Origin of the sequence: Zavarzinella formosa DSM 19928 (assembly GCF_000255705.1) — a bacterium.
GTDB classification, from domain to species: Bacteria; Planctomycetota; Planctomycetia; order Gemmatales; family Gemmataceae; genus Zavarzinella; species Zavarzinella formosa.
Genome location: NZ_JH636439.1, coordinates 1126756 through 1147013, shown reverse-complemented (window position 1 = coordinate 1147013; position 20258 = coordinate 1126756). Strand labels below are relative to the sequence as shown.

The following is a 20258-nucleotide window of genomic DNA, read 5'->3' as shown; positions in this document are numbered from 1 at the left end:
ATGAGCGATGACCATCAACTTTCATTCTTGATTTGCCGCCTGGGTGCCTTCCCATGATCCGAACCTTGCTTGCGGTCTTGCTTCTCACCGCCCCGGTCGTTGCCGATGCCGACAACGAAATGCGTGAACGCCTGAAAGACGAGAGAAAAAAGTTCGATGCTGACATAAAAACCCTCGGGGTCAAAATCGATGCGGCGTTCAAAAAACAGGAAGATGATCTTCGGGCGTCCAAAACAATCACCAAAGCGGCGCTCGACAGACTGACAGAAGAAAAGGCTCTGTACGTTGAGCAAGGAATTGTGCCGGCTTGGTTGCCCTTGGCCATGACGCAACAACTCAATCAACTCTCCGGTGACTTGGAAGAGGCTTACGAATCGGCCGTCAAATTATGCCGAAAAACCGGCCGGGACAAACTGGCCGCCGAGATCGAAAAGGAGCTGGAAGCCATTTGGGCGATGAAGTGGCGCCACATCGATTACAAGGACGCCGGGAAGTTGAAAGACGGCCACATCAGCCTCACGGTCAAGGAAGGGACCATACGGACAAAGGTCGTGTATTCCGGCCCGATTGAAATCACCGTGACCGCCCGCACGGAGGACGAGAACATCCGAATCAATGCCTACAACGGGTCTGTCATCATCTTCAATTGGGAGTTGAACAAAAGTGAATTCCGCGTGGCCCGGCCGACCGGCACCCCTGACAAGCTCGAAAGCGGATCGCATTTGGGTGTCAAAACGGTCCCCTTGGAACCCAACAAGTGGCACACATTTCGGTGGCGGATCACGTCAAAGGGGATGGAGGTGTATGACAATGGCCGCCTTGTTTGGTCCGAACGACGGGCTTACCCGGTCGAGAACATGAAAGGACCGATCATCATGCGCCGGATGAATAGCGCCGTGGATGTGGAAGAAATTCAAGTCCGTCAACTCGACGACGCGGACTGAACAGAGGCGTTCCATGCGGGCATTCAGTTCTTGATTCCCGCCCATTGCAAGGCGGCGTCAATCTCTTGCTGATCCATGAACCCATTCATTTTCAATTTATCTTTCACCGGAGTGGCGTATTCGGCAGCTTGAACACGGTTCTTGTTGCACAAACGGGCGTAATGGAGATACAGAGTCGCGCCCATGATTGATTTGGGGAACCGCTTCCGCATCTCCTCCAAAACCGGCTGTATGTCTTTCCAAACCTGCGGATTGCGTGTGAAATACGCAACAGAGTCGCCGCTTTGGCGAGCAATCAATTCATGGGCCGCCATCATCAGGATCGGGACTTGGCGCCCCCAATCCGGATGTTTGGCCAGTTGACGGGCATATGCCAGGAGTTCCTCGTTGCTGCCGTGCCATTGCGGTTTGAGATAGTTGAACTTCGCCTCGAACGCTTCATAGAGTGTCGGATTGGCTTTGCGAGCGCGGGCAAACCATGTCTCCATCTCTTCGGCCGGAAGCCCCAAACCCACGCACACCCGGATCATGCCCACCGCCGCTTCGGCGCATTGGTCGTCGGCCCTCCACGCGGCCGCGAAGTGTTCTCGGGCTTTCACCAGCCGTTCCTTATACAGTTTGGCTCCCTCTTCCGTCACCTCGTCCGCGAAGCCGTTGCCGCGAGCTTCCCAAGCGTAATCAATATAGAATGAACCTTCGATCAGATTGCGTAAAATATCGGCCGAAGAGAAAGTGCTTAGCACATTTCTGATATTATTGTAAAACTGTTGTCGATAACCGAAGGTTGCGCCGAGCGACAACTGTTGACAGGCGATTTCGCGTGCCCCCTCCCGATCATGCCGGTCCTTGGAACGAGCCAGTGCCGTCAACTTGGTCACGACGGCCTTGTGGCATTCCAGCCCCCTCCTCCAGTCTGCCTCCTCGCGTTTCGTTTCGTCCGGCCCCGGAGTCAGACGGGCGACAGCGGCGCTGTGCCATGCGCGAGCTTTGTCGAGATCGGAATATTGGCTCTTTTCCAAATCTCTGGCATTTTGTTCCAATGCCTTGCGGACCTCTGGAGTGAATTCTTCATTCGAGAATTTTACCCGGTAGTAGATGATGAGCGGGTCGTCGCACCCGGCCTTGATGGCTTCCGTCACCGATTCCAAGAACAAGGCCGTGTTCTCAATTTGGAGCAATTCCGGGCCAAACATTCGTTCACTGTTGTGCTTGTGAGCCGCTTGAACGAGTAAGTCCCACTTCGGGCTCCGGTTGCCGGAACTTTTGTATACCTCGTATGTCTTGGCCATGTGATTGGCGATGGCGTCTTCGCGAAGTTGCCTGGCCTTGGCTTCATCATGCGGAAGCGCATCGGCCCCGCATGCGGGCAGGCAGGCGGCCGCAGTCACTGCCAGAATTGCAAAGACTCGCATGTGACGATCCTTTCCAAGTCTGTTATCGGGGAGAGAACGCGATCTCTTCAGCATAGTGGCGGCGAACAGAAGAGCTTGCTTTCTTGCTTCAGGAACCGAAACAACTTCGTTATGTTTATTGCAGAACAAACGAGACTAGATAAGTCTTGCGTATCGTCTACACTGTCACTCGATTCACCGTCTGACTAACAAAGTGGCCGTGATGAAGATCACCCGGTTGGAAGTATTCGTCCTCGGCGATGGACCGGACATTGATCCGGACAAGGGCGGGGTCGAACCGCTGGCGTGCATTCGCATTCACTGCGACGACGGGGCCACGGGTTTGTCCGAGGTCTTCCGTGTGCCGCCGGGGGTTGTTCAAGCCACCGTCGGCGGGCCGGACACGCATTTCGGCCGATTGCTCCTCGGCCAGCATATCACCCATCCGGAGCGCCTCTGGCAACGGATGTGGGATGCGTTTCTGCACACGAACCGTCGCGGTTGGGAAATCATCATCCTCGGCGCGATTGATGTCGCCCTCTGGGATCTGTACGGAAAATCGCTTGGCCGCCCGGTTTGGGAATTGCTTGGAGGCGTCCAGCGCGGGGCGTTCCAGACCCCGGTCGGAACCAAGCCGGTCGTCACGCCATATTGCACCATCGTTTCGGATGTCTGGGGTGGCGAACAGATGTTCAGCCAGCAAGTCGCTCGCGCCGAGAAGTTGGCCGGGCTTGGCTACCGGGCGTTCAAACTCGAACCGATGATGTCAACGCCGCATGATGTTGTGGAACTTGCCCGCCGGTTCCGCAAATCGCTTGGAAGACAGCCCACCCTCATGATCGATGTGGGCTATCTATTCCATGATGTTCCCACGGCCGCCCGAGTTTGTCAGGAATTGGAAAGCTGCGACGTCTACTTTTTTGAAACGCCCTTCCCGGTGGATTCCCCACTGCCGTATGCGGAACTGGCGAGCCGAACGAAGATTCCCCTGGCGATGGGGGAACATGGAGTCACCCGTTGGGAATTCCTTGACATGATGGATCGCGGGCGTGTTTCGGTCGTGCAGCCATACATGGCGACATGCGGCGGGATCACCGAGGCGAAACGCATCGTCGAACTCGCACGAATGCGCGGGGCGGTGGTTTGTCCCGGCAATTGGTCCACGCAGATTCTCGGAGCGGCCACGGTTCACTTGGCCGCATATTCGCCCATCACGCCATTTATTGAGTTCGCTCCGGCCGAGGTTTACGAATCGCCGCTGCGTCAGGAATTGCAAAACGCCGGATTTCCGGTCCGCGATGGCGTTATCGATTTGCCCCTCTCGCCGGGGATCGGTTATGATCTGCCGATGGAAATCATCGAACGATACCGGCTCTCATGAGGTTCGCGAATGGGCATTCCCGCGTCTGAAGCCTTGCGGCCCACGATGATTCGTTGGCGAATTGTGGCGCTGCTGGCGGGCATTGTCTTTCTCGCTCACTTCAATCGGATAAGCATCTCCGTCGCCGCCACTTCAAACTTCATCGGGCCCGACAAACTCTCCGAAGCGCAAATGGGATCGGTCTATTCGGCATTCCTATTCATTTACACGCTGGGCATGTTGCCCGGCGGCTGGGTGATCGACCGGATCGGCCCTTATCGGGCATTGGCCGGCATGGGCCTCGGACTCGGTTTTTTAACAGCCCTCACCGGAGTTCTTGGCTGGATGGGACTGGCGATGGCCGCGATGTTTGTGCCGCTACTGGCGATTCGCAGTATTGCCGGGGCGACGAGTGTGCCGCTGCATCCGGGGGCCGCGAGGTCGGTCTCGCTCTGGCTGCCAATCCGGGAACGATCAAGGGCGAACGGCCTCATCACCGCCGGCGCGCTCCTCGGCGTCGCCTTCACATATCCCGTTTTTGGAAGCCTGATGGATAACGTTGGCTGGCCGATGGCGTTCGTGATTTGCGGAACGGTGATGATCGCTTTTGGCCTGCTCTGGTATTCGCTGGCCGCCGACCGGCCGGCCGAGCATCCTGCTTGCAACACCGGTGAACGCGATCTTGTTGCCGTCGAGGCGGCGCCCCGGAGTTCCGCATCTCTTGGGGAAATCTTGAAATTGTTCAGCAATCGGTCTTTGGTATTGCTTACGCTCAGTTATGGTGCGATTGGCTACACCCAATACCTCTTCTTCTACTGGATCGAATATTACTTCAAAAATGTGCTAAACGCCCCGCCATCGGACAGCCGTGAGGCAGCCTTCGTGATCTCCGTTTCAATGGCCGTGGGGATGGCTGCCGGGGGATGGATGACCGACATGATCTGTCGGCACGCCGGACATCTTTGGGGATGCCGGATTGTGGCGTTTGTCGGCATGGGATTGGGGGGCATGTTCAGTTTGCTCGGCCTCACCACAAGCGATGCCCGGACCGTGACCATCTGTTTCTCGCTGGCCTTTGCCGCGCTCGGCTTGTGCGAAAGCATTTTTTGGACGACGGCGCCGATTTTGGAAGAGCGAAACGGTGGCTTGGCATGTGCCCTCGTGAACACCGGCGGCAACGGTTTCGGGATGCTCGCCCCGATTGTCACCCCGATCATCGGAGAACACTTCGGCTGGAAGTCCGCGATTATTGTGGCTTGCGTGATGTGTGCCGTTGGCGGGTTGCTTTGGTTGGGAATCCACAACCCGCAAACAAACACGCGACACGATTCAAAAATTGACGACTGAACCGGACATCACGCCAAAAGATCGCGAACGACATCGGCCCGAGTCACCGCGACATCCGTTAACGTGTCGTCACGGCCTTCATGCGGATACGTCAGCTTCGTGTGATCCAAGCCAAGAGCTTGCAACAGTGTCGCATGCAGGCTGGCGACGCGAACGACTTTTTCGACCGACGAATAACCAAAATCGTCGGTTGCGCCGTGGACATAGCCTTTCTTGAAGCCACCGCCCGCGAGCCACATGGAGAAGGCATGTCGGTTGTGGTCCCGGCCGTCGGTCCCTTGTGAAATCGGGAGTCGGCCAAACTCGCCCGTCCACATCACAATGGTCGAGTCAAGCAACCCACGACGTTTCAGATCAAGCACTAGCCCGGCGCTCGGCTGATCCGTCATGGCGCAGAGATTTTTAAGGTTCTCGGCATTTTTGCTGTGCGTGTCCCACGGCTGACCGCTGAGGAACAGTTGCACAAACCGCACGCCGCGTTCAATGAGCCGCCGGGCGAGCAGGCACCGTTTGCCATACTCGGCGGATTTCGGGTTGTCGATGCCGTAGAGTTTCCGCGTTTCATCGGTCTCTTTCGACAAGTCGAGAACCTCGGGCACGGCTGTCTGCATCTTGGCCGCCAGTTCGTAGTGGCCAAGGCGGGCTTCGAGTTCGGAGTTCCCCGCATGGCGGCGAAGGTGAGCCGCATTCAACTCGCCGAGCAAATCTAGCTGGTTACGCCGGGCGGCCGGGGATACATCGGCCGGAGTCGCCAGATGCGCGACCGGGGTGCCGGTGGCCCGAAACGGCGTGCCTTGATAAACCGCCGGCAAAAACCCGGACGACCAGTTGTTCGGCCCATCCACCGGCAACCCGCCGGGATCGGACAGGACGACGTAAGCCGGCAACTCCTGACGTTCAGTCCCGAGGCCATAGAGGGCCCACGATCCCCACGCCGGCCGGCCCGGAAATATTTTCCCCGAGTGGATCACTCGCAGCGCGGCCTCGTGGTCCACGGAATCGGTCTTCATCGACCGGATTAGCGTAATGTCATCGACGATGCCGGCCGTGTGCGGAAGCAACTCCGATAGTTCGACCCCGGATTTTCCGGATTTTTGAAATTTGAACGGCGACGCGAGCAACTTGCCCTGTTGGGTGTGGAAGTGAACCTCCAGTTTGTCCGGATGCGGCTTGCCGTTTTGTTTGGTGAGTTCGGGCTTTGGGTCGAACAAATCCATCTGGCTGGGGCCGCCATGTTGGAACAGGCAGATTACCGCCTTGGCTTTCGCGGGAAAATGCGGCGGCTTCGGCGCCAGCGGATTTCGTTCGGCAGCACGCGACTCGGCGGCGGCCAAATGGGCCATCGCCAAAGAGCCGAGAGAACCGCCAAGGAACGCGCGACGGTTCAGGGCAAAATCGGAAAATAGCGGCATCTCGATCACTCTCAATCAATGTACAAAAAGGCATTGCTCGCCAAGAGCATTTGACAAAGATCAGCCCACGCCCGCTCTCCGGCATCCTTCTGGCCCGCATAAGCCTCATGTTGCTTGCCCAAAAATTTTTCGCAAGCGAGTTGCTCGTCTTTCAATGGATCCCGACCAGATGTGAGGCGTAATGCAATGGTTATTTTTTTGGTCGGCTCGGTCGCTTCGCGGGCCAGCCGGGCCGCGAAATTTTTGGCCCGGATGCGTGCAAACTCTGAATTCAAAAGCATGAGAGATTGGAGAGGAACTGTAGACGGTGATCGCTTCCCGCATGTGCTGACAATGGACGGGGCGTCGAACAATTGGAGAAAAGTGACCACCTGCGTTCGGCGTTGCTGGAGGTAAACGGAACGTCGATGGGGCACATTTGCGGTCTCGGGAATTTCGACAACACCTTCCGGTGTTCGTTTGCTGGGAACGTATTGTCCGCCGATCTTGACATCAAGTTCACCCGCGATCTGTAGCATGGCGTCACGAACCGCCTCGGCATCCAATCGACGGACCGGGAACATAGCAAGGAGGCGATTGTCCGGATCGATGGCGGCCAATCCATCGCGAGGCGCGCTGGTTTGGCGATAGACCGCCGAGGTCATGATGAGACGGTGAACCGCTTTCACGCTCCAGCCTCGTTGCATGAATTCTGAAGCCAGAAAATCGAGCAGTTCCGGATGCGAAGGCTTTGCTCCGGAAGCCCCGAGATTGTCGGCTGTGGGAACGATGCCAGTGCCGAAGTGATGCTGCCAGATGCGATTCACCATCACACGGGCGAACAACGGATTCTCCGGCGATGTCGCCCAATTGGCAAAGGCGGTCCGGCGCCCGGAAGAGACTTGCCCCGCCGGACGGGTGGCAATTTGGTATTTGTTTTTGGGTGTCTGCAACGAAACCGGGACTGTGGGCAAAACTTCGCCGCCCGGCAGGTGGTGTTGGCCGCGTTTGAGCAAGTGATGGGCGGCCGGGGTCGGATCGGTTTCCACGAACGCCGCAATTTTCTCGGGCGGTCTCGGCCGCTCCTTTTCGCGTTCCGCAATGGTCTGTTTCACGCGGTCACGCAACGCGGCATATTCCGGGAATCGCTTGGCCAAATCGTCATCCTTGATGTCGATGACCTTCGCGTGGGTCTTCAAAAGGGCCTGTTGGGCAGCGGTTCGTTTCTCCTTCGCGGCCTTGACTGATTCGATGACCGCATCGCGTGCCGCCGGGGCGAGATCTTTCAGCCGTTCATCGAGAAGTTGATCTCGAAGCGGGTCGGCAAACGCGGCCAATCCGGCTTGGGCCGCTTTGACTTGGTTGTCAACAAACGTGTTGAGACGCTGAATATTCTGAAGTTCAGTTTTGGAACCGATGGGGATCACACGGTCATTCGGCTTTGACCATCTCTCCGGATTATAAACCGGGAACAAGATGGCCTGTAGCCCGTAATATTCCTCTTGGGTGATCGGCTCAAACTTGTGATCGTGACAGCGGGCACATTGAACTGTCAGGCCGAATAGGTTGTTCATCACGTTTTGAACATTCCCTTCCAACACCGTGAATCGGTCGGTCCGCACTTCGTCCGGGTTGCCATCACTTTCACCGGTGCCGTCTGGAGCGTTGCGAATGAAGTGCGTGGCGGTTAACGCATCGACCATCGCCGGGGTCACGTCGCCGCCGGGCGTGAAACCGACGAGTTCATCCCCGGCGAGTTGTTCCTTCACGAACTGGTCATATGGCTTGTCGGCGTTAAACGACCGGATGACGTAATCCCGGTAACGCCAGGCAAGCGGCCGGTCACTATCGGCGTTGAAGTATCCATTGGAATCCGCATAGCCTGCCGCGTCGAGCCAGTGCTTGCCCCACCGTTCGCCGTAATGCGGCGATGCGAGATAACGATCAACCATCTTCTCGTAAGCATCCGGCGATTTGTCCGCGACGAATGCGTCTATTTCAGCGATTGTCGGCGGCAGGCCGGTGAGGTCGAAACATACGCGACGGATGAGTGTGGTACGGTCTGCCTCGGGGTTCAAAGCGAGTTTTTTTGCTTCGAGACTCGCCAAGATGAAACGGTCCACATCTGTGCGGGCACTGCTTCGGACTTCGGGAACCTTCGGACGGCTGACCGGACGATAGGTGCGTGGAAGTTCTGATTGGGCGGCCTCATCCGCGACAACAGGTTGGGCGACGATGACGAAGGTGACGGCAAACACCCAACTGGCCGCGAATTGCAGAAACTTGCTCATGCGGGACTTTCTGACACGAAGCCGAGGCGGGAGAGTGACGGCTCGCGGGACTGATGATCTTCGACACTTCACTTGTAACTCAGGCGGCCGATGACAACAAGGAAAATGCCCGGCCGCTGTTTCGGGCTTTTTGAAACGAATCGCTTCACTTGGAAGTGATGTCGAATTTGAAGTCGTTGGCGCCACCGGCAGTCACCACGGCCGAAAGGGTGGTGTTCGCCCCCCAATACTTTTGCGGGATCGAGTTCTTTTTGCTCCGGGCCCCGCCATATTTTTCAGAGGAAGGCCCCTCGACGTAGATGAACACTTCGACCTTGTTGTTGCCGACGGGGGCCTCTCCCGTGAACGCTCCGTCCTTGATTTCGAGAACCTTGGGGGGAACGCCCGCCATCCCAAAGTGGATCTCGCCGGTGGGAACTGATTTGCCGTCGACATTGACGATTCCCTTGACATTGCCAACCGGTGGCCCCGACGCCTGCGGCGCTGGAGAGCATCCAAAGCTCACCACAAGCGAAAGCGCGAAACCAATCGCAGCGCAAAATCGATCCATCAGACGGGCTCCTGCAAAGTGAACAATCATGAAGACAAACAACGTGGGTCACAATTTCCGCTTTCCCCACAGGAACGAAGGAAAGAGGAGGAAGCGTCAAATGAAAAGACGTCCGACACCACCGTTTTCAACGCGGGAAGAGGGCAAGTCCAACGGCCGCATGGCGATATCAAGGCCCTTGATAAGTTTCCCCGCCATCACGGCTGGCGGCGGCGCATAAAGTCTGCAAACTAGCGGAGTTTGTCCAAAATCGCACCGAGCCATCACCAAAGAGGAGATTGCACCCGCCGGTGTGCATGGAACTGAGTGGAATGTTGTTTCCGACATTATCACTACACCCGCCGGCACCGAGAGTCATGCCGATCTGGTTGATGGAATAGCGAATGGTCTCGCTGTTATAAACCACGTCGTTATTGCCGAGGTTGCCGGAAGGCTGGCTGGTGGTACAGCCTTGAATCCACCCGTCCGGACCCTGGCTGGTGACGGCAATTTTGCTGGATCCGCCATAAGTGGCCCCGAGAATGATGGCGTTATTTGCATCTCGAAGGTGATTGCTTTGCTCGCCAACCATGATCGTATTGCTCAAACCATCGGTGATCTGCGCCATCACCGTTTTGCTGTTGGCGCTCATAATGCCATGAGTGCTGACAATGTTACTGCCAAAAGTGGTCACACCAACATCGTTTACAGACCCGGAGATGGCCACATAGCTCGTATACATGATTCCGACACCGCCACCGCCCGGAAGGATGGCTGAATAGGGGTTGAGCATCGGCAGACTCGTCGAGGGACATCGATAGTTGGGGATTGTCAGCCCCGCGATCATCGCGTTATTACCGGAATTCTGCCATCCGCTGCCGCCGCTGAAAATCCACTTGGCGCTTAGGTTACTCTGCTCCATGTACGCCAGAATGTGAACCATCCATGAACTGCCCCAATTGGAATCAGCGGCTGTTTGTGGTGTTTTCCAAGGAGCAATGTCCGCGGAAGCCGAAGGGGGAAAAGTCAGCGTGGTGTCGTGAAAATTGTGCAGCGCGATACCGAGTTGTTTCAAATTGTTTGTGCATTTCATCCGGTTGGCCGCCTCGCGCACTTTTTGCACGGCCGGCAATAATAACCCGATGAGAATTGCGATAATGGCGATCACCACCAGCAATTCAATCAACGTAAAACCATGTCTGCGAGAAGCGTTCATCGTATTTTTCCGGAGAAGGGAAACGGAAAAAGAAAGTGTTTAGTCATTGCATTTGAACAGCCTCGTTCTTGCTTGTCAAGGTAATTGATTTGTAACGACTCGGTTTGTCCGCCAAATGAACAATCTGTCGTCTCCAACGTTGGCTGTTCTCAAAAAATTGTTCAATTCGCCAAAGCCAATGCAAATCATCACGACAGCCTTGCCCTTGTTTCCAGCAAGGAAATTTCGACAACATCCTCGACATTGAACCGTGCCGGGGGGATGATGCCCTGTTCCCCGCAAGGAGTATTCACATGATCCGCATCGCTGTTTTGGTCACCGTTGCGATTCTAGCCGCGAGCGGCCACGCCATGACTGCCGAACGTCCGAATGTGCTGGTGATCCTGACCGACGACATGCGGTGGGATGCGATGGGAGTGGTGCAGAAGGAACAGGGCAAGGCCGCTTTGTTTCCGTGGTTCAAGACGCCAAACTTGGATCGACTCGCGTCGGAGGGCACGCGATTCACCAACGTCTTCTGCACAACTTCGTTATGCTCGCCAAGCCGGGCATCGTTCCTCAGCGGCCAATACGCCCACCGGCACAAAGTTCTCAACAACTTCACTGATTTCCCGAACGACCTGCCCTCATATCCAGCCGGGTTGCGGGCCGCCGGATACGAGACGGCTTACATCGGCAAGTGGCACATGGGCGAGGACGACGACCGGAAACGGCCCGGCTTCGATTTCTGGATGAGCCACAAAGGCCAGGGGAACTACTTCGACACGGAATTCAACGTCGACGGCACACGGAAGGTCGTGAAGGGCTACTACACCACCGTGGTGACCGACGCTGCAACGGACTGGATCAATCGAAAACACGAGAAGCCGTGGCTCCTCGTTCTCGGGCACAAGGCCCCGCATGGAGGCCCGATTGTCCCCGAACCCAAATACGAAAAGGCATTCGACTCGGAGACCATCACCAAGCCCGCCAACGCGGAGGCTTACACGACCGCGAGCGGCAAACCCGCGTGGCTGAAGGAATCGTTACCCACCTGGCACGGGTTGGGCGGGCCGCTTTATGGTCAGAAGGATTACAACAAGTTTGTCCGGGCCTACTTGGGCACCATCGCCTCGGTTGATGACAGCGTCGGCCGGTTGTATCAGACCCTCAAAGACGCCGGGCAACTCGACAATACGCTGATCGTGTTCACCACCGATAATGGATTCGCCATCGGCGATCACGGCCGGGTCGACAAAAGGACGGCCTACGAGGAAAGCATCCGGCTCCCAATGCTGGTCCGCTATCCTCCGCTGGCGAAAGCCGGCGCGATGGTGAACGAGATGGCGCTCTCCCTCGACTTGGCCCCGACCATTCTGGACATCTGCGGAGCCAAGCCGCTCCCCAACGCGGACGGGCGGTCGTGGAAACCGCTTTTGGAGGGCAAGGCGGCCGGATGGCGGTCGGCGTTTTTCTACCAATACAACTACGAGGCTCAGTTCCCGTACACACCGAACGTCCGGGCTGTGCGAACCGCCGATTGGAAATACATCCATTACCCGCACGGCGACGGGACTCCCGACCGGCATACGACCGAGTTATACAACCTCAAGGACGACCCGCTGGAGACAAAGAATCTCGTCGCCGACCCGGCCTACGCCGCGCAGAAAAGGGAGCTCGCTGTCTTGCTCGAAAAGTTGATGAAAGACCACGGCGCCCTGCCGGACAAGATGCCGATTGACGAAGGCATCAAGAACGTCCTTCCGAAATTCTGATGTGGCCGCGCGACCCCGCCGCTTTCCCGAGAGAATGATGATGCGCCACCTGTTTCTCGCCGTAATCGGCTTCATGATTGCCTTCGCCCCGGCTGCTTGCGGGGATGAAACAGTCGCCAAGTTCCCCGATTATCGTCCGGTCGCCGGGTGGCCGCAATTGCCCCCGAAGTTTGAACTCGGCCCGGTGTCGGCCGTGGCGACTGACGCAAAAGACCGGGTATTTGTTGCTCACCGTGGCCCGAAGCCGGTCCTCGTCTTTGACCGCGATGGCAAATTTCTCCGCTCCTGGGGCGACGACCACATCGACACGCCGCATGGTTTGCGGATCGACCCGGATGGGAATGTTTGGCTCACCGACATCGGCAACCATCTCGTGATGAAGTTCGACCCGGAGGGAAAGTTACTCCTATCCCTCGGCAAGAAGGGCGAGCCGGGCAACAAGCCCGATCAGTTCAATCAGCCAACCGATGTGGCGGTGACCTCAACCGGCGAGTTCTTTGTCACGGACGGATATGGAAATGCCCGAGTGTTGAAATTTGATCGCCATGGAAAGCTGCTCAAACAGTGGGGTAAGAAAGGCAAAGGCGAAGGCCAGTTCAACCTTCCACATGCGGTCTGTCTGGATGCGAAAGGCCGGGTGTGCGTCGGCGACCGGGAGAATAACCGGGTGCAAATATTCGACACCGAGGGCAAGTTCCTCGCCCAATGGAAGGAAAGCGGCGCTCCATACGGGCTGTTCTCCACCGGGGATCGATTGTTCGTGGCCGATGGACGAGCAGGCTGGGTCCGGGTTCTCGGAGCGGACGGAAAATCAATCGGTCGCCTTGGCGAAAAAGGGACGGCGGCGGGCCAATTCCAGATGCCGCATATGTTGTGCGTCGATTCCCGAGGGGATGTGTATGTTGCCGAGGTGACCAACAAACGCATCCAGAAGTTCGCGGCACATGCCGCCAAATCGCCTGACTGACCAACGATCCGAATTTATTTTGAAAGGGAACCCAAACATGCAGAAACAGTTTTTCAACCCGCCCGAGTTGAACCCGACCAATGGCTTCACACATGTCGTTACGTCAACGGGTGGAAAAACGATTCACATCTCCGGCCAGGTGAGCGTGAACGATAAAGCCGAGGTGATCGGCAAAGGGGACTTGCGCGCCCAGACTGAACACACATTCGAGAACCTTAAAACCGCCCTCGCGGCCGCCGGAGCCACTTTCAAGGACGTGGTGAAGATTACTTATTTCGTCGTCGGTTTGAAACCGGAACATGTGTCGCATATCCGCGAAGTTCGTCGAAAGTACCTCGACCCGGACCACCCGCCAGCCAGCACGCTGGTTGGTGTGGCCGCGTTGGTGGTCCCGGATTGGCTGATCGAAATCGAACTGGTGGCTGTGGCCGCCGTGTGATGCGGACATCGGGAATATCCTCTTCCGAGCGATGTTGTAAGCGGTACACTGATCGCGTCTTTCTCTCTCCGTTTCATTCAAGGGCTGCCATGCTCCGCATTAATCGTCTGCTCCTTTTTCGCTTCTCGTGCGCATTAGTCTCGTTCGTTTTGGCGACGGTCGTGTTTGCTCAATCGAAGCAGCCGGAACCGACGCCCGAGGAGAAGGCCGCACGAGAAGCGATGTCCGCGAACGTCGGCTTTCGCGCGTACGTCTTTGAAGGAAGCGATGTCCCGAAGCCAGTAACCAGTCCCGATAACTCGTTTGCTGGTTCCGTCACCATCTACGACCACAACGGCGCCAAGCTGGGAAGCACATTCGAGGTCGGGCCGTACTTTGCCGAAATCAAAACCAAGCCAGAGAAGCAGGCTCCCGCAACCCGTTATGTCACATTGTTCCGGATGTTGCGAAAGCCGGCGGCCGATTGGAAATTCGATCCCGCCAAGCCACTTGATCTGGCTGAACTCATTGGTGTTGATCGGAAGGTAATCGAGACGGAATCGAAGCTCATCGCCGAGGTCTGCAAGGACCGCCCGTTCAAACAACTTGAGAGCGATCCGAAGTTCGCACGGCTGCTTGCTGGCCTGGCGCTCACCCCGAAGGACACGACTCGGGTAAGCCGATTGAATGATGCCTTTGCCTATGAACGGCAGGCATGGGTCACGTTACGTCGGAAGATCACGGGGCTGGACAAGGAATTTCCGAAGCCGTTCGACGGACCGGACCTCATCAAGGGAATTCCCGCGACCGAAGTACGCGAGGGCACGGAAGCCGAGGCAAAGGTGAAGCCCGGCACGGCCGCCAAGATTGATGCGGCGCTCACCGAATGGGCGAAGGACGACGATCAGGCGTTCGCCGTGTGCATCGTTCGCAACGGAGTGATCGTGTTGCACAAGGCATACGGCATTCGTGACGGCAAGCCGATGACCGTGGACACGCCAAGCTGGATGGCCTCAATCACCAAACCCATGTCCGCGTCGCTCGTCCTCATGCTCGCCGACCGAGGATTGCTGACGCTTGACGACCCGGTGGGCAAATTCTCCCCTGCTCTGCGAGACATCAAGGTGACGAAGCCGCTCCAAATCCGGCATCTGCACACTCACACCAACGGGCTGGACAAGTTCCCCTCCGGCGACGACACCCAGAACGACCTCGAATATCGTATTGCGGATTGCTACCCGGTTCTCAAAGTTGGCTCTGCTTGGGCCTACAACGGCGGCGGGTATGCACTCGGCGGGAAAATCATCGAGAATGTGACAGGCGAATCTGTGCCGCTGTTTTACAAGAAGCATCTGCTGGACCCGCTTGGCTGCACCGGCACCGAAGTGAACGGCACGCATGCCGACGCTTTCAGTATCCCGCTCGACATTGCCAAGTTCGGGCAGATGTTGCTTAACCGGGGCGCATACGGCAAGTACCGGTTTTTCTCGGAGGAAACCTTCGAGTTGATGCTGCCCCGAAAGCTGACCACTGAACTCGGCCCGGACGCGACCAAGACGTTCGGATTCGGCCTGGACGGGCAGCCGAGGAAGTTCGGCCACGGAGCCGCCAGCGCCGCGACGTTCTCCGTGGATGTGGATCGGAAGCTCGTTGTCATCATGACGCGGAACAAGATCGGGAAGAATCAGGACAAATACAACGGCAAATTCTGGGAAGCGATTAACTCGGGATTGGAGCCGTTGAAGTAACCACGCAAGGATGGTACCTCGCCTCACTTTCCCGGCACATAAACAATTCGGCCATCTTTCAACCGGAAGGCGGTGCCGAGGCGTTCACCTTCACCCCCGGCGGGTTGTCCACTAGGAGTGAGGGTTTCGAGGTCGTTCCCTTTTTGCCGGATGATCTCCATGTCCGGCCGGCCGGGGTTGTTGATCGCCGTCACCTCATCCTTGGATGAGGCCGGATCAGGCGCTCGGGTGCGAGTGAGGGTCGCCAGCAGAAGGGCAACGGCGAACACCAGCCAGATATCGAAGAGGTTCAGCAGACCCGCGCCTGGATCATCATCTTCCGCGTCCCACTTGCGGCGTTTACGCACGCGGCACCTCCGGCCAGACACGGCCCACGATGAATTCTAAGTCGTCCATGTCCCGGCCATACCAAGAGCGACGAACGAGGCCCATGCCGTATGCGAGACAACTCACCAAGAGGCCGCATACGGTGGTCGTAAAGGCAATCACCAGATTGCCGGATAGTTGCTGCACATTGCCCGCGCTCAAACCCGTCAAGGCCGGGCCAAGGGGGATCAGCGTTCCGAGCAACCCGAGCATCGGGCCAACGCGAGTGATGAACGAGAGTTTCGCCAGAGAGTCGGCCACGTCGGCCTCGACGGTGGCAAGGCGTTTCCTCACCAAATCAGCCGGGGCATTAATCGCGGGCATGGTTTTGGCAAAATGCCCGGCGAGACCATGCCGGGCGGCGGCGAACATGGTCCACGTTTGCTCATCGTTGGTCGCCGAAACAGTGAGGGCCACAAGGGTCCGGCGGGCCAAACGCCGGGCGGCCCATTCTCTCAGAAAGCCCCCCGCCAGCACGCAGACCCATGCCAAGCAGGTGATTAGAACCGCCAGCACCGGCAACAGCAACAAATTGGAGAGGTGATACATCACCTCCGTCAGCGATTGAACGGTGCCCCCCATGTCAGATGACTCCCTTTCGCCGACTGGCGCCGATGCCGACGAGCAACAGCAACGCTCCGCCGATGCCACACATTGTCCAGAAACCCGTTGAGGGATTGCCGGTCGGCTCGGCCTCGGCTGATCGGGGTTTGGCCGTCATTTCCTCGCCTTGAACAATCTCCGACTTCGGGGCCTCGGCGACCTCCGTGACTGGGGCGGGTTTCTGAGATTTGTCGAGGGCCGCTTTGTATTCACCGGCCAAACCGGCATCGCCTGGAGCGTTCAGAAGTTTGGCCACCTCGGTTTGAAGTTTCGTGTTGCCGCCGGTGGCCAACCCAGCGCTGTCACCGAATTTTGCCACGCTCGCGGCATAATCGCGGGCCATCTCCCGGCGGGTGACTTCGTCAGCCTTCCAATCCCCTTTGCGAGCGGCCTCCAAGAGCGTCGCCAGAATCTCCTGACGGGCATGAGGGTTTTGGGCATCCAGCCACTCGCGGAGTTTGAGGTCATGCTTGTCCCGCACATACACCGCATGAATCTCGGCCCACATTTCTTGGGACACGGCCCCTTTCCGGGTAGCCTCCCAACCACTGGTGTTTCGCACAACCTCGGCCATCATCCCGCCGCCGGAATAGCCGTTCTCCATCATGCCGCGAAGCCATTTGGGGTTGAACATGGTCACATGGGCTTCGCTCGCCAACACCTCGTCAAAGTCCCGTACTTGCGGCTTGCCCCGCACGTCGTTGAAGATCAGTTTCGGCTGTTTCCCGGTCGTCGATTCGATGGCGATGCTCAGGCCGCCAGCATACTCGTACACATGATGGTTGGTGAGCGGGCCAGTCATGTTCGAGGTCCATGTCCGCAAGATCAGTTCGGTTCCCCGCATCGATTGCTCATACAGGCCGGGGACGTGCTCGCCCCAAGCATCACCAGTGAAAACATGGGACATTTGCTGTTTGTAAATGTCCGCGATCTCCTTGCGGTCCTCCCACGCGCCGGTTCGCGGCACAAGATAGAGGATGCGCGTGCCGTATTCGCCGGGCTTGCCGCCGAACATTCGGGCAGGGGCATATAGCTGAACCTTCTCCGGCGAGAAACCTTGGGCTGCCAGTTCGCGGGCTTTTTCTTGTGTGCCAGCCCGGATGAGATTGTCTGGTTCATCGAGTTCGGAGACGAGCCGAATGGCCCGGTCTAGCAGTTTCACCCGTGTCGGGAAGCGATCTCTCATGCTCCCGCCGATGGAAAGGAACACATCAACACGGGGTCGTTTCAACTCGGCCCGTGGAATGATCTCGACACCGACAGCAAGGTTGTTGTGATTCCAAACTGGCTTGACGCCCATCAGATAAAGAGCTTGGGCCTCGGTTACGCCGAAGTCCCGCATCGTTTCGTGGCCGTTCATGTCGAGAGCGACTTTCTTCAATCCGGGCTTTTGCTTGAGCAGTTGATCGACCAATTCAACACCGACCGCCCAAGCCTGCTTCGTGGGGATTTCCTCCGGGTTGAGAGCGTAGAGATTGCGGCCCGTGGGCACGGCCGACGGATTCCGCACCGGATCGGCTCCGGAGCCGGGGGAGATGAACTTGCCATCAAGCGCCCGCAGGATGTTGCCTATTTCCCGGTCGGCCATGCCGATCTGCTTGCGATATTCTGTGGCCCGCGAGAGGGTTTCGATGATCTTGCCCGGATCGCCCTTGGGAAGCTTGCCTCCGGCGAGCGTCAGCGCGTCGGCCGGGGATAACCCATCAACGATCATTGATTTGACGATAGATTCCAGCCGGGGGCGTGTCCACAACGGCACATGCTCGGGTTCCTTGGCAATGTCAGCCGGCACCGGCAGCGCCTTGGCGAGATCATCAAGGAATGCCCGGCCGAGCATGCTTGTGATGAAGGGAACCAGATGTTTCGTCTCCGGTTCAAGGCCAAGCGTGTGTAGTTTCACGGCCGTCACTGAAAGCTCGATCCGGTGTAGTTGCCCGGCGATTTCCTCCACTTGCGGATCCGTCAATTCGCCGCCGAGTTTGGTGAGGGCGGCCTTGCTCGCGGCCTCCGAGATGGTTTTGCGATACTTTTGCTTCAGCAGTCCCTCGTCGAGCGTGGCGAACTTTTCGATGTCATCGTGGAGCGTCTTCAACTCGTCGGACAACCCGGCCGATTCGAGCGTCGGCGTCAGGTGGTCGATGGTCACGGCGTAGGCGCGGCGTTTGGCAATGATGGCCTCGGCAATATTGTCGATGATCCACGGGTAAATGTTCGGCATGTTTCCCAAACAGATGTCCCCGAAGTTATCGGCCGACATGCCGTTTGACTTGCCGGGAAGGAGCAACTCGGTGCCATGTGTGCCGAAGTGGATGACTGCATCGGCCTTGAACCCTTCCTGCAACCACCAGTAGCACGCCAGATATTGATGCGGCGGAGGCACATCGCGGGCGTGCAGCAACTTCTCGTCGTTCTCTGGACCGCGTGCCGGTTGCGGCAGCAGGATCACATTGCCGAGGTTCACACGGGGAATCACGATGCTTTTTGCGTTTTCCCCTGTCACCATCTGCATGCCGGGCGCCGGGCCATAAGCGGTCGTCACCATCCGGCGGTTGTCGTCGCCCAGGCGGGCGAACCAGCGTTCATAGGTTGCCGTCGGGATTAGTTCCGGTTTGCCGTCCCGCAGGAGTTCCGAGAGGTCGCCTCCGGCCCAATTGCCGATGTTGCGGCCATCCCGTTTCATCCAAGAAAGCAATTCGTCGGCATCTTTGGGGAACTTCGAGAAGGAGTAGCCACGTTCTTTCAGGGAGACAAGCACACGAAACAAACTCGCGGGACCATCAAGAAAAGCCCCGGTGGCCGAGCCGCGGCCCACATCTGATTTACCCAGATATTTGTTGTAAAAGACAATAGCGATCCGCTTTTCGGCATTCTTCTTGTGCCGCAGATTCAGCCAGGAAGCCGCCCGATCGGCGAGGCGTTCAACGCGGTCGGGAATCGGTTCGTGGAGCTTGTAGCCACCGACATTGGCTTTCATCCCGCCGACCAAAACGGGGTCGATGATGCCGTGAACTTCTTGCGTGAGAAAGTGCAATCCCACATCGGCCGGGAGCATTCCTTGCGCCGACGCCTGCCACTCGGCCACGGTGGACCGCAACAGGGCGACCGACTTCAGCATGGGAATGTCCCGCTCCTCGGCCCCTTGCTTCAAGGCGGGAGAAGCATGTGCGTCGTCGATCATCAATTCGGGGTCCCAAGCATCCAGCAAGGCCTTTTGCTTTTTGGGATCGCTCGCAAAGATCACGGCGACGTTCACTCCGCGTTTGCCGAGGGCGTTCACCATTGCGTCGTATACTTTCGTGTCCCCGGTTAGCAAAAAGCTTTGTTGAACCAACAGGGCGACGCGGGAACCCCCTTCGCGGAACTGACCGTTGGATTTTGCCCATGTGGTGAACGCCGGGATTTCCGGAAATGTGTCCGGGGCGCCGGGGGCGTAAATTCCATGATCCGGCACGGGGATCGGCGGTTGAATTTCCCCGGCGCCGCCCAAGTGTTTGACGCGGACATAGCCAAGCAATCGCTTGGTGTTCTCGTATCCATTGAACCGCCAATACTTGCGGATTTCCTCATCCCGCTTGAGCAACCCGGCTTGTTCGATTCCCTTCTGCGTCTCGCGGTTGTCCAGCGGGAGAACGATCAATTTCGGCTGGCGTTTGCGGGCTTCGGTCAGGCGTTCCAAAAGCACCGGCGCGCCCTGCGGGTGCAGGTTCAACAAAAAAACCACATCGGCGGCCGCGAGTTGGTCAACGGTGACCAAGCCCGTGTCCTCAGTGGTGATGAATTTGGCCGACATGCCGGCTTGGGTGGCCGCCCGGTCGAATACGGCTTCGCCGTAATCCCAACCGCCGATGACCAGCAGTTTCTCCCCGGCATTGGCGGCGGGAATGCTGATCGCCGTGATTAGCAACAGAGGAAAGAGCAAGATGGATTTCATCG

General features: G+C 57.7%; 16 protein-coding genes. 7 read left to right on the top strand and 9 right to left on the bottom strand.

The genetic code is table 11. The annotated features are described in order from the left end of the window. Positions 1-14: 14 nt before the first annotated feature. Positions 15-344 (bottom strand): hypothetical protein, encoded by a 330-nt coding sequence (locus tag BGIM_RS65750; RefSeq protein WP_157368627.1) that lies wholly within the window; start codon positions 342-344, stop codon positions 15-17. Between BGIM_RS65750 and BGIM_RS0105595 the strand changes: the two genes are divergently transcribed. Continuing rightward, the gene (locus tag BGIM_RS0105595; RefSeq protein ID WP_157368626.1) at positions 324-944 is read left to right on the top strand and encodes a hypothetical protein; all 621 of its coding nucleotides are present in this window, start codon (positions 324-326) and stop codon (positions 942-944) included. The two genes, BGIM_RS65750 and BGIM_RS0105595, sit on opposite strands and share 21 nt — an antisense overlap. A gap of 23 nt (positions 945-967) precedes the next feature. On the opposite strand, the gene BGIM_RS0105590 is transcribed toward BGIM_RS0105595, so the two are convergent. Further along, complete coding sequence (locus BGIM_RS0105590; RefSeq protein ID WP_020468813.1) at positions 968-2356, bottom strand: hypothetical protein; 1389 nt, start codon at positions 2354-2356, stop codon at positions 968-970. A gap of 202 nt (positions 2357-2558) precedes the next feature. Here BGIM_RS0105590 and BGIM_RS0105585 point away from each other — a divergent pair, with 202 nt between their 5' ends. Both BGIM_RS0105585 and BGIM_RS0105580 read left to right on the top strand, forming a co-directional pair. Continuing rightward, on the top strand, positions 2559-3716 hold the full coding sequence (locus BGIM_RS0105585) for a mandelate racemase/muconate lactonizing enzyme family protein (protein WP_020468812.1): 1158 nt from the start codon (positions 2559-2561) through the stop codon (positions 3714-3716). Between the two features lie 9 nt (positions 3717-3725). After that, positions 3726-5042, top strand: a complete 1317-nt coding sequence (locus BGIM_RS0105580) for an MFS transporter (protein ID WP_020468811.1) — start codon at positions 3726-3728, stop codon at positions 5040-5042. Positions 5043-5050: 8 nt separating this feature from the next. On the opposite strand, the gene BGIM_RS0105575 is transcribed toward BGIM_RS0105580, so the two are convergent. From BGIM_RS0105575 to BGIM_RS48840, 4 genes are all read right to left on the bottom strand, one after another. Then, the gene (locus tag BGIM_RS0105575; protein ID WP_020468810.1) at positions 5051-6454 is read right to left on the bottom strand and encodes a DUF1501 domain-containing protein; all 1404 of its coding nucleotides are present in this window, start codon (positions 6452-6454) and stop codon (positions 5051-5053) included. 11 nt (positions 6455-6465) lie between these two features. Further along, positions 6466-8724: a DUF1549 and DUF1553 domain-containing protein gene (locus BGIM_RS48845; RefSeq protein WP_020468809.1), complete on the bottom strand. Its 2259-nt coding sequence runs from the start codon at positions 8722-8724 to the stop codon at positions 6466-6468. Between the two features lie 145 nt (positions 8725-8869). Continuing rightward, positions 8870-9274 carry a hypothetical protein gene (locus tag BGIM_RS0105560; protein ID WP_029629767.1) on the bottom strand — a complete coding sequence of 135 codons (405 nt, stop codon included), beginning with the start codon at positions 9272-9274 and terminating at the stop codon, positions 8870-8872. Between the two features lie 169 nt (positions 9275-9443). After that, positions 9444-10469 carry a DUF1559 domain-containing protein gene (locus BGIM_RS48840; RefSeq protein ID WP_020468807.1) on the bottom strand — a complete coding sequence of 342 codons (1026 nt, stop codon included), beginning with the start codon at positions 10467-10469 and terminating at the stop codon, positions 9444-9446. A gap of 293 nt (positions 10470-10762) precedes the next feature. Here BGIM_RS48840 and BGIM_RS0105545 point away from each other — a divergent pair, with 293 nt between their 5' ends. The 4 genes from BGIM_RS0105545 (at position 10763) to BGIM_RS0105530 (ending at position 15356) form a co-directional block, all read left to right on the top strand. Then, positions 10763-12223, top strand: a complete 1461-nt coding sequence (locus BGIM_RS0105545) for a sulfatase family protein (RefSeq protein WP_020468805.1) — start codon at positions 10763-10765, stop codon at positions 12221-12223. A gap of 1 nt (position 12224) precedes the next feature. Further along, entirely contained in the window at positions 12225-13190 is a 966-nt protein-coding gene (locus tag BGIM_RS0105540) for a peptidyl-alpha-hydroxyglycine alpha-amidating lyase family protein (protein ID WP_238537526.1), read from the top strand. Positions 13191-13227: 37 nt separating this feature from the next. Next, positions 13228-13629: a RidA family protein gene (locus BGIM_RS0105535; RefSeq protein ID WP_052639670.1), complete on the top strand. Its 402-nt coding sequence runs from the start codon at positions 13228-13230 to the stop codon at positions 13627-13629. Between the two features lie 89 nt (positions 13630-13718). After that, complete coding sequence (locus tag BGIM_RS0105530; RefSeq protein ID WP_020468802.1) at positions 13719-15356, top strand: serine hydrolase domain-containing protein; 1638 nt, start codon at positions 13719-13721, stop codon at positions 15354-15356. A 23-nt stretch (positions 15357-15379) separates the two neighbouring features. On the opposite strand, the gene BGIM_RS0105525 is transcribed toward BGIM_RS0105530, so the two are convergent. From BGIM_RS0105525 to BGIM_RS48835, 3 genes are read right to left on the bottom strand one after another with little or no spacing between them, the layout of a single operon-like run. Continuing rightward, positions 15380-15703 (bottom strand): DUF2149 domain-containing protein, encoded by a 324-nt coding sequence (locus BGIM_RS0105525; RefSeq protein ID WP_020468801.1) that lies wholly within the window; start codon positions 15701-15703, stop codon positions 15380-15382. After that, complete coding sequence (locus BGIM_RS0105520) at positions 15696-16304, bottom strand: MotA/TolQ/ExbB proton channel family protein (protein WP_020468800.1); 609 nt, start codon at positions 16302-16304, stop codon at positions 15696-15698. Before BGIM_RS0105520 ends, BGIM_RS0105525 begins: the two co-directional genes overlap by 8 nt. A gap of 1 nt (position 16305) precedes the next feature. Next, entirely contained in the window at positions 16306-20256 is a 3951-nt protein-coding gene (locus BGIM_RS48835; RefSeq protein WP_020468799.1) for a cobaltochelatase subunit CobN, read from the bottom strand. Positions 20257-20258: the final 2 nt, after the last annotated feature.

Excerpts from the sequence above, each read along its gene's own strand:
- BGIM_RS0105590 (WP_020468813.1), bottom strand. The coding sequence starts at position 2,356 with ATGCGAGTCTTTGCAATTCTGGCAGTGACTGCGGCCGCCTGCCTGCCC.
- BGIM_RS0105530 (WP_020468802.1), top strand. The coding sequence starts at position 13,719 with ATGCTCCGCATTAATCGTCTGCTCCTTTTTCGCTTCTCGTGCGCATTA.
- BGIM_RS0105575 (WP_020468810.1), bottom strand. The coding sequence starts at position 6,454 with ATGCCGCTATTTTCCGATTTTGCCCTGAACCGTCGCGCGTTCCTTGGC.
- BGIM_RS0105595 (WP_157368626.1), top strand. The coding sequence starts at position 324 with ATGACGCAACAACTCAATCAACTCTCCGGTGACTTGGAAGAGGCTTAC.
- BGIM_RS48840 (WP_020468807.1), bottom strand. The coding sequence starts at position 10,469 with ATGAACGCTTCTCGCAGACATGGTTTTACGTTGATTGAATTGCTGGTG.
- BGIM_RS0105520 (WP_020468800.1), bottom strand. The coding sequence starts at position 16,304 with ATGGGGGGCACCGTTCAATCGCTGACGGAGGTGATGTATCACCTCTCC.
- BGIM_RS0105535 (WP_052639670.1), top strand. The coding sequence starts at position 13,228 with ATGCAGAAACAGTTTTTCAACCCGCCCGAGTTGAACCCGACCAATGGC.
- BGIM_RS0105585 (WP_020468812.1), top strand. The coding sequence starts at position 2,559 with ATGAAGATCACCCGGTTGGAAGTATTCGTCCTCGGCGATGGACCGGAC.
- BGIM_RS0105580 (WP_020468811.1), top strand. The coding sequence starts at position 3,726 with ATGGGCATTCCCGCGTCTGAAGCCTTGCGGCCCACGATGATTCGTTGG.
- BGIM_RS48845 (WP_020468809.1), bottom strand. The coding sequence starts at position 8,724 with ATGAGCAAGTTTCTGCAATTCGCGGCCAGTTGGGTGTTTGCCGTCACC.
- BGIM_RS0105560 (WP_029629767.1), bottom strand. The coding sequence starts at position 9,274 with ATGGATCGATTTTGCGCTGCGATTGGTTTCGCGCTTTCGCTTGTGGTG.
- BGIM_RS0105545 (WP_020468805.1), top strand. The coding sequence starts at position 10,763 with ATGATCCGCATCGCTGTTTTGGTCACCGTTGCGATTCTAGCCGCGAGC.
- BGIM_RS48835 (WP_020468799.1), bottom strand. The coding sequence starts at position 20,256 with ATGAAATCCATCTTGCTCTTTCCTCTGTTGCTAATCACGGCGATCAGC.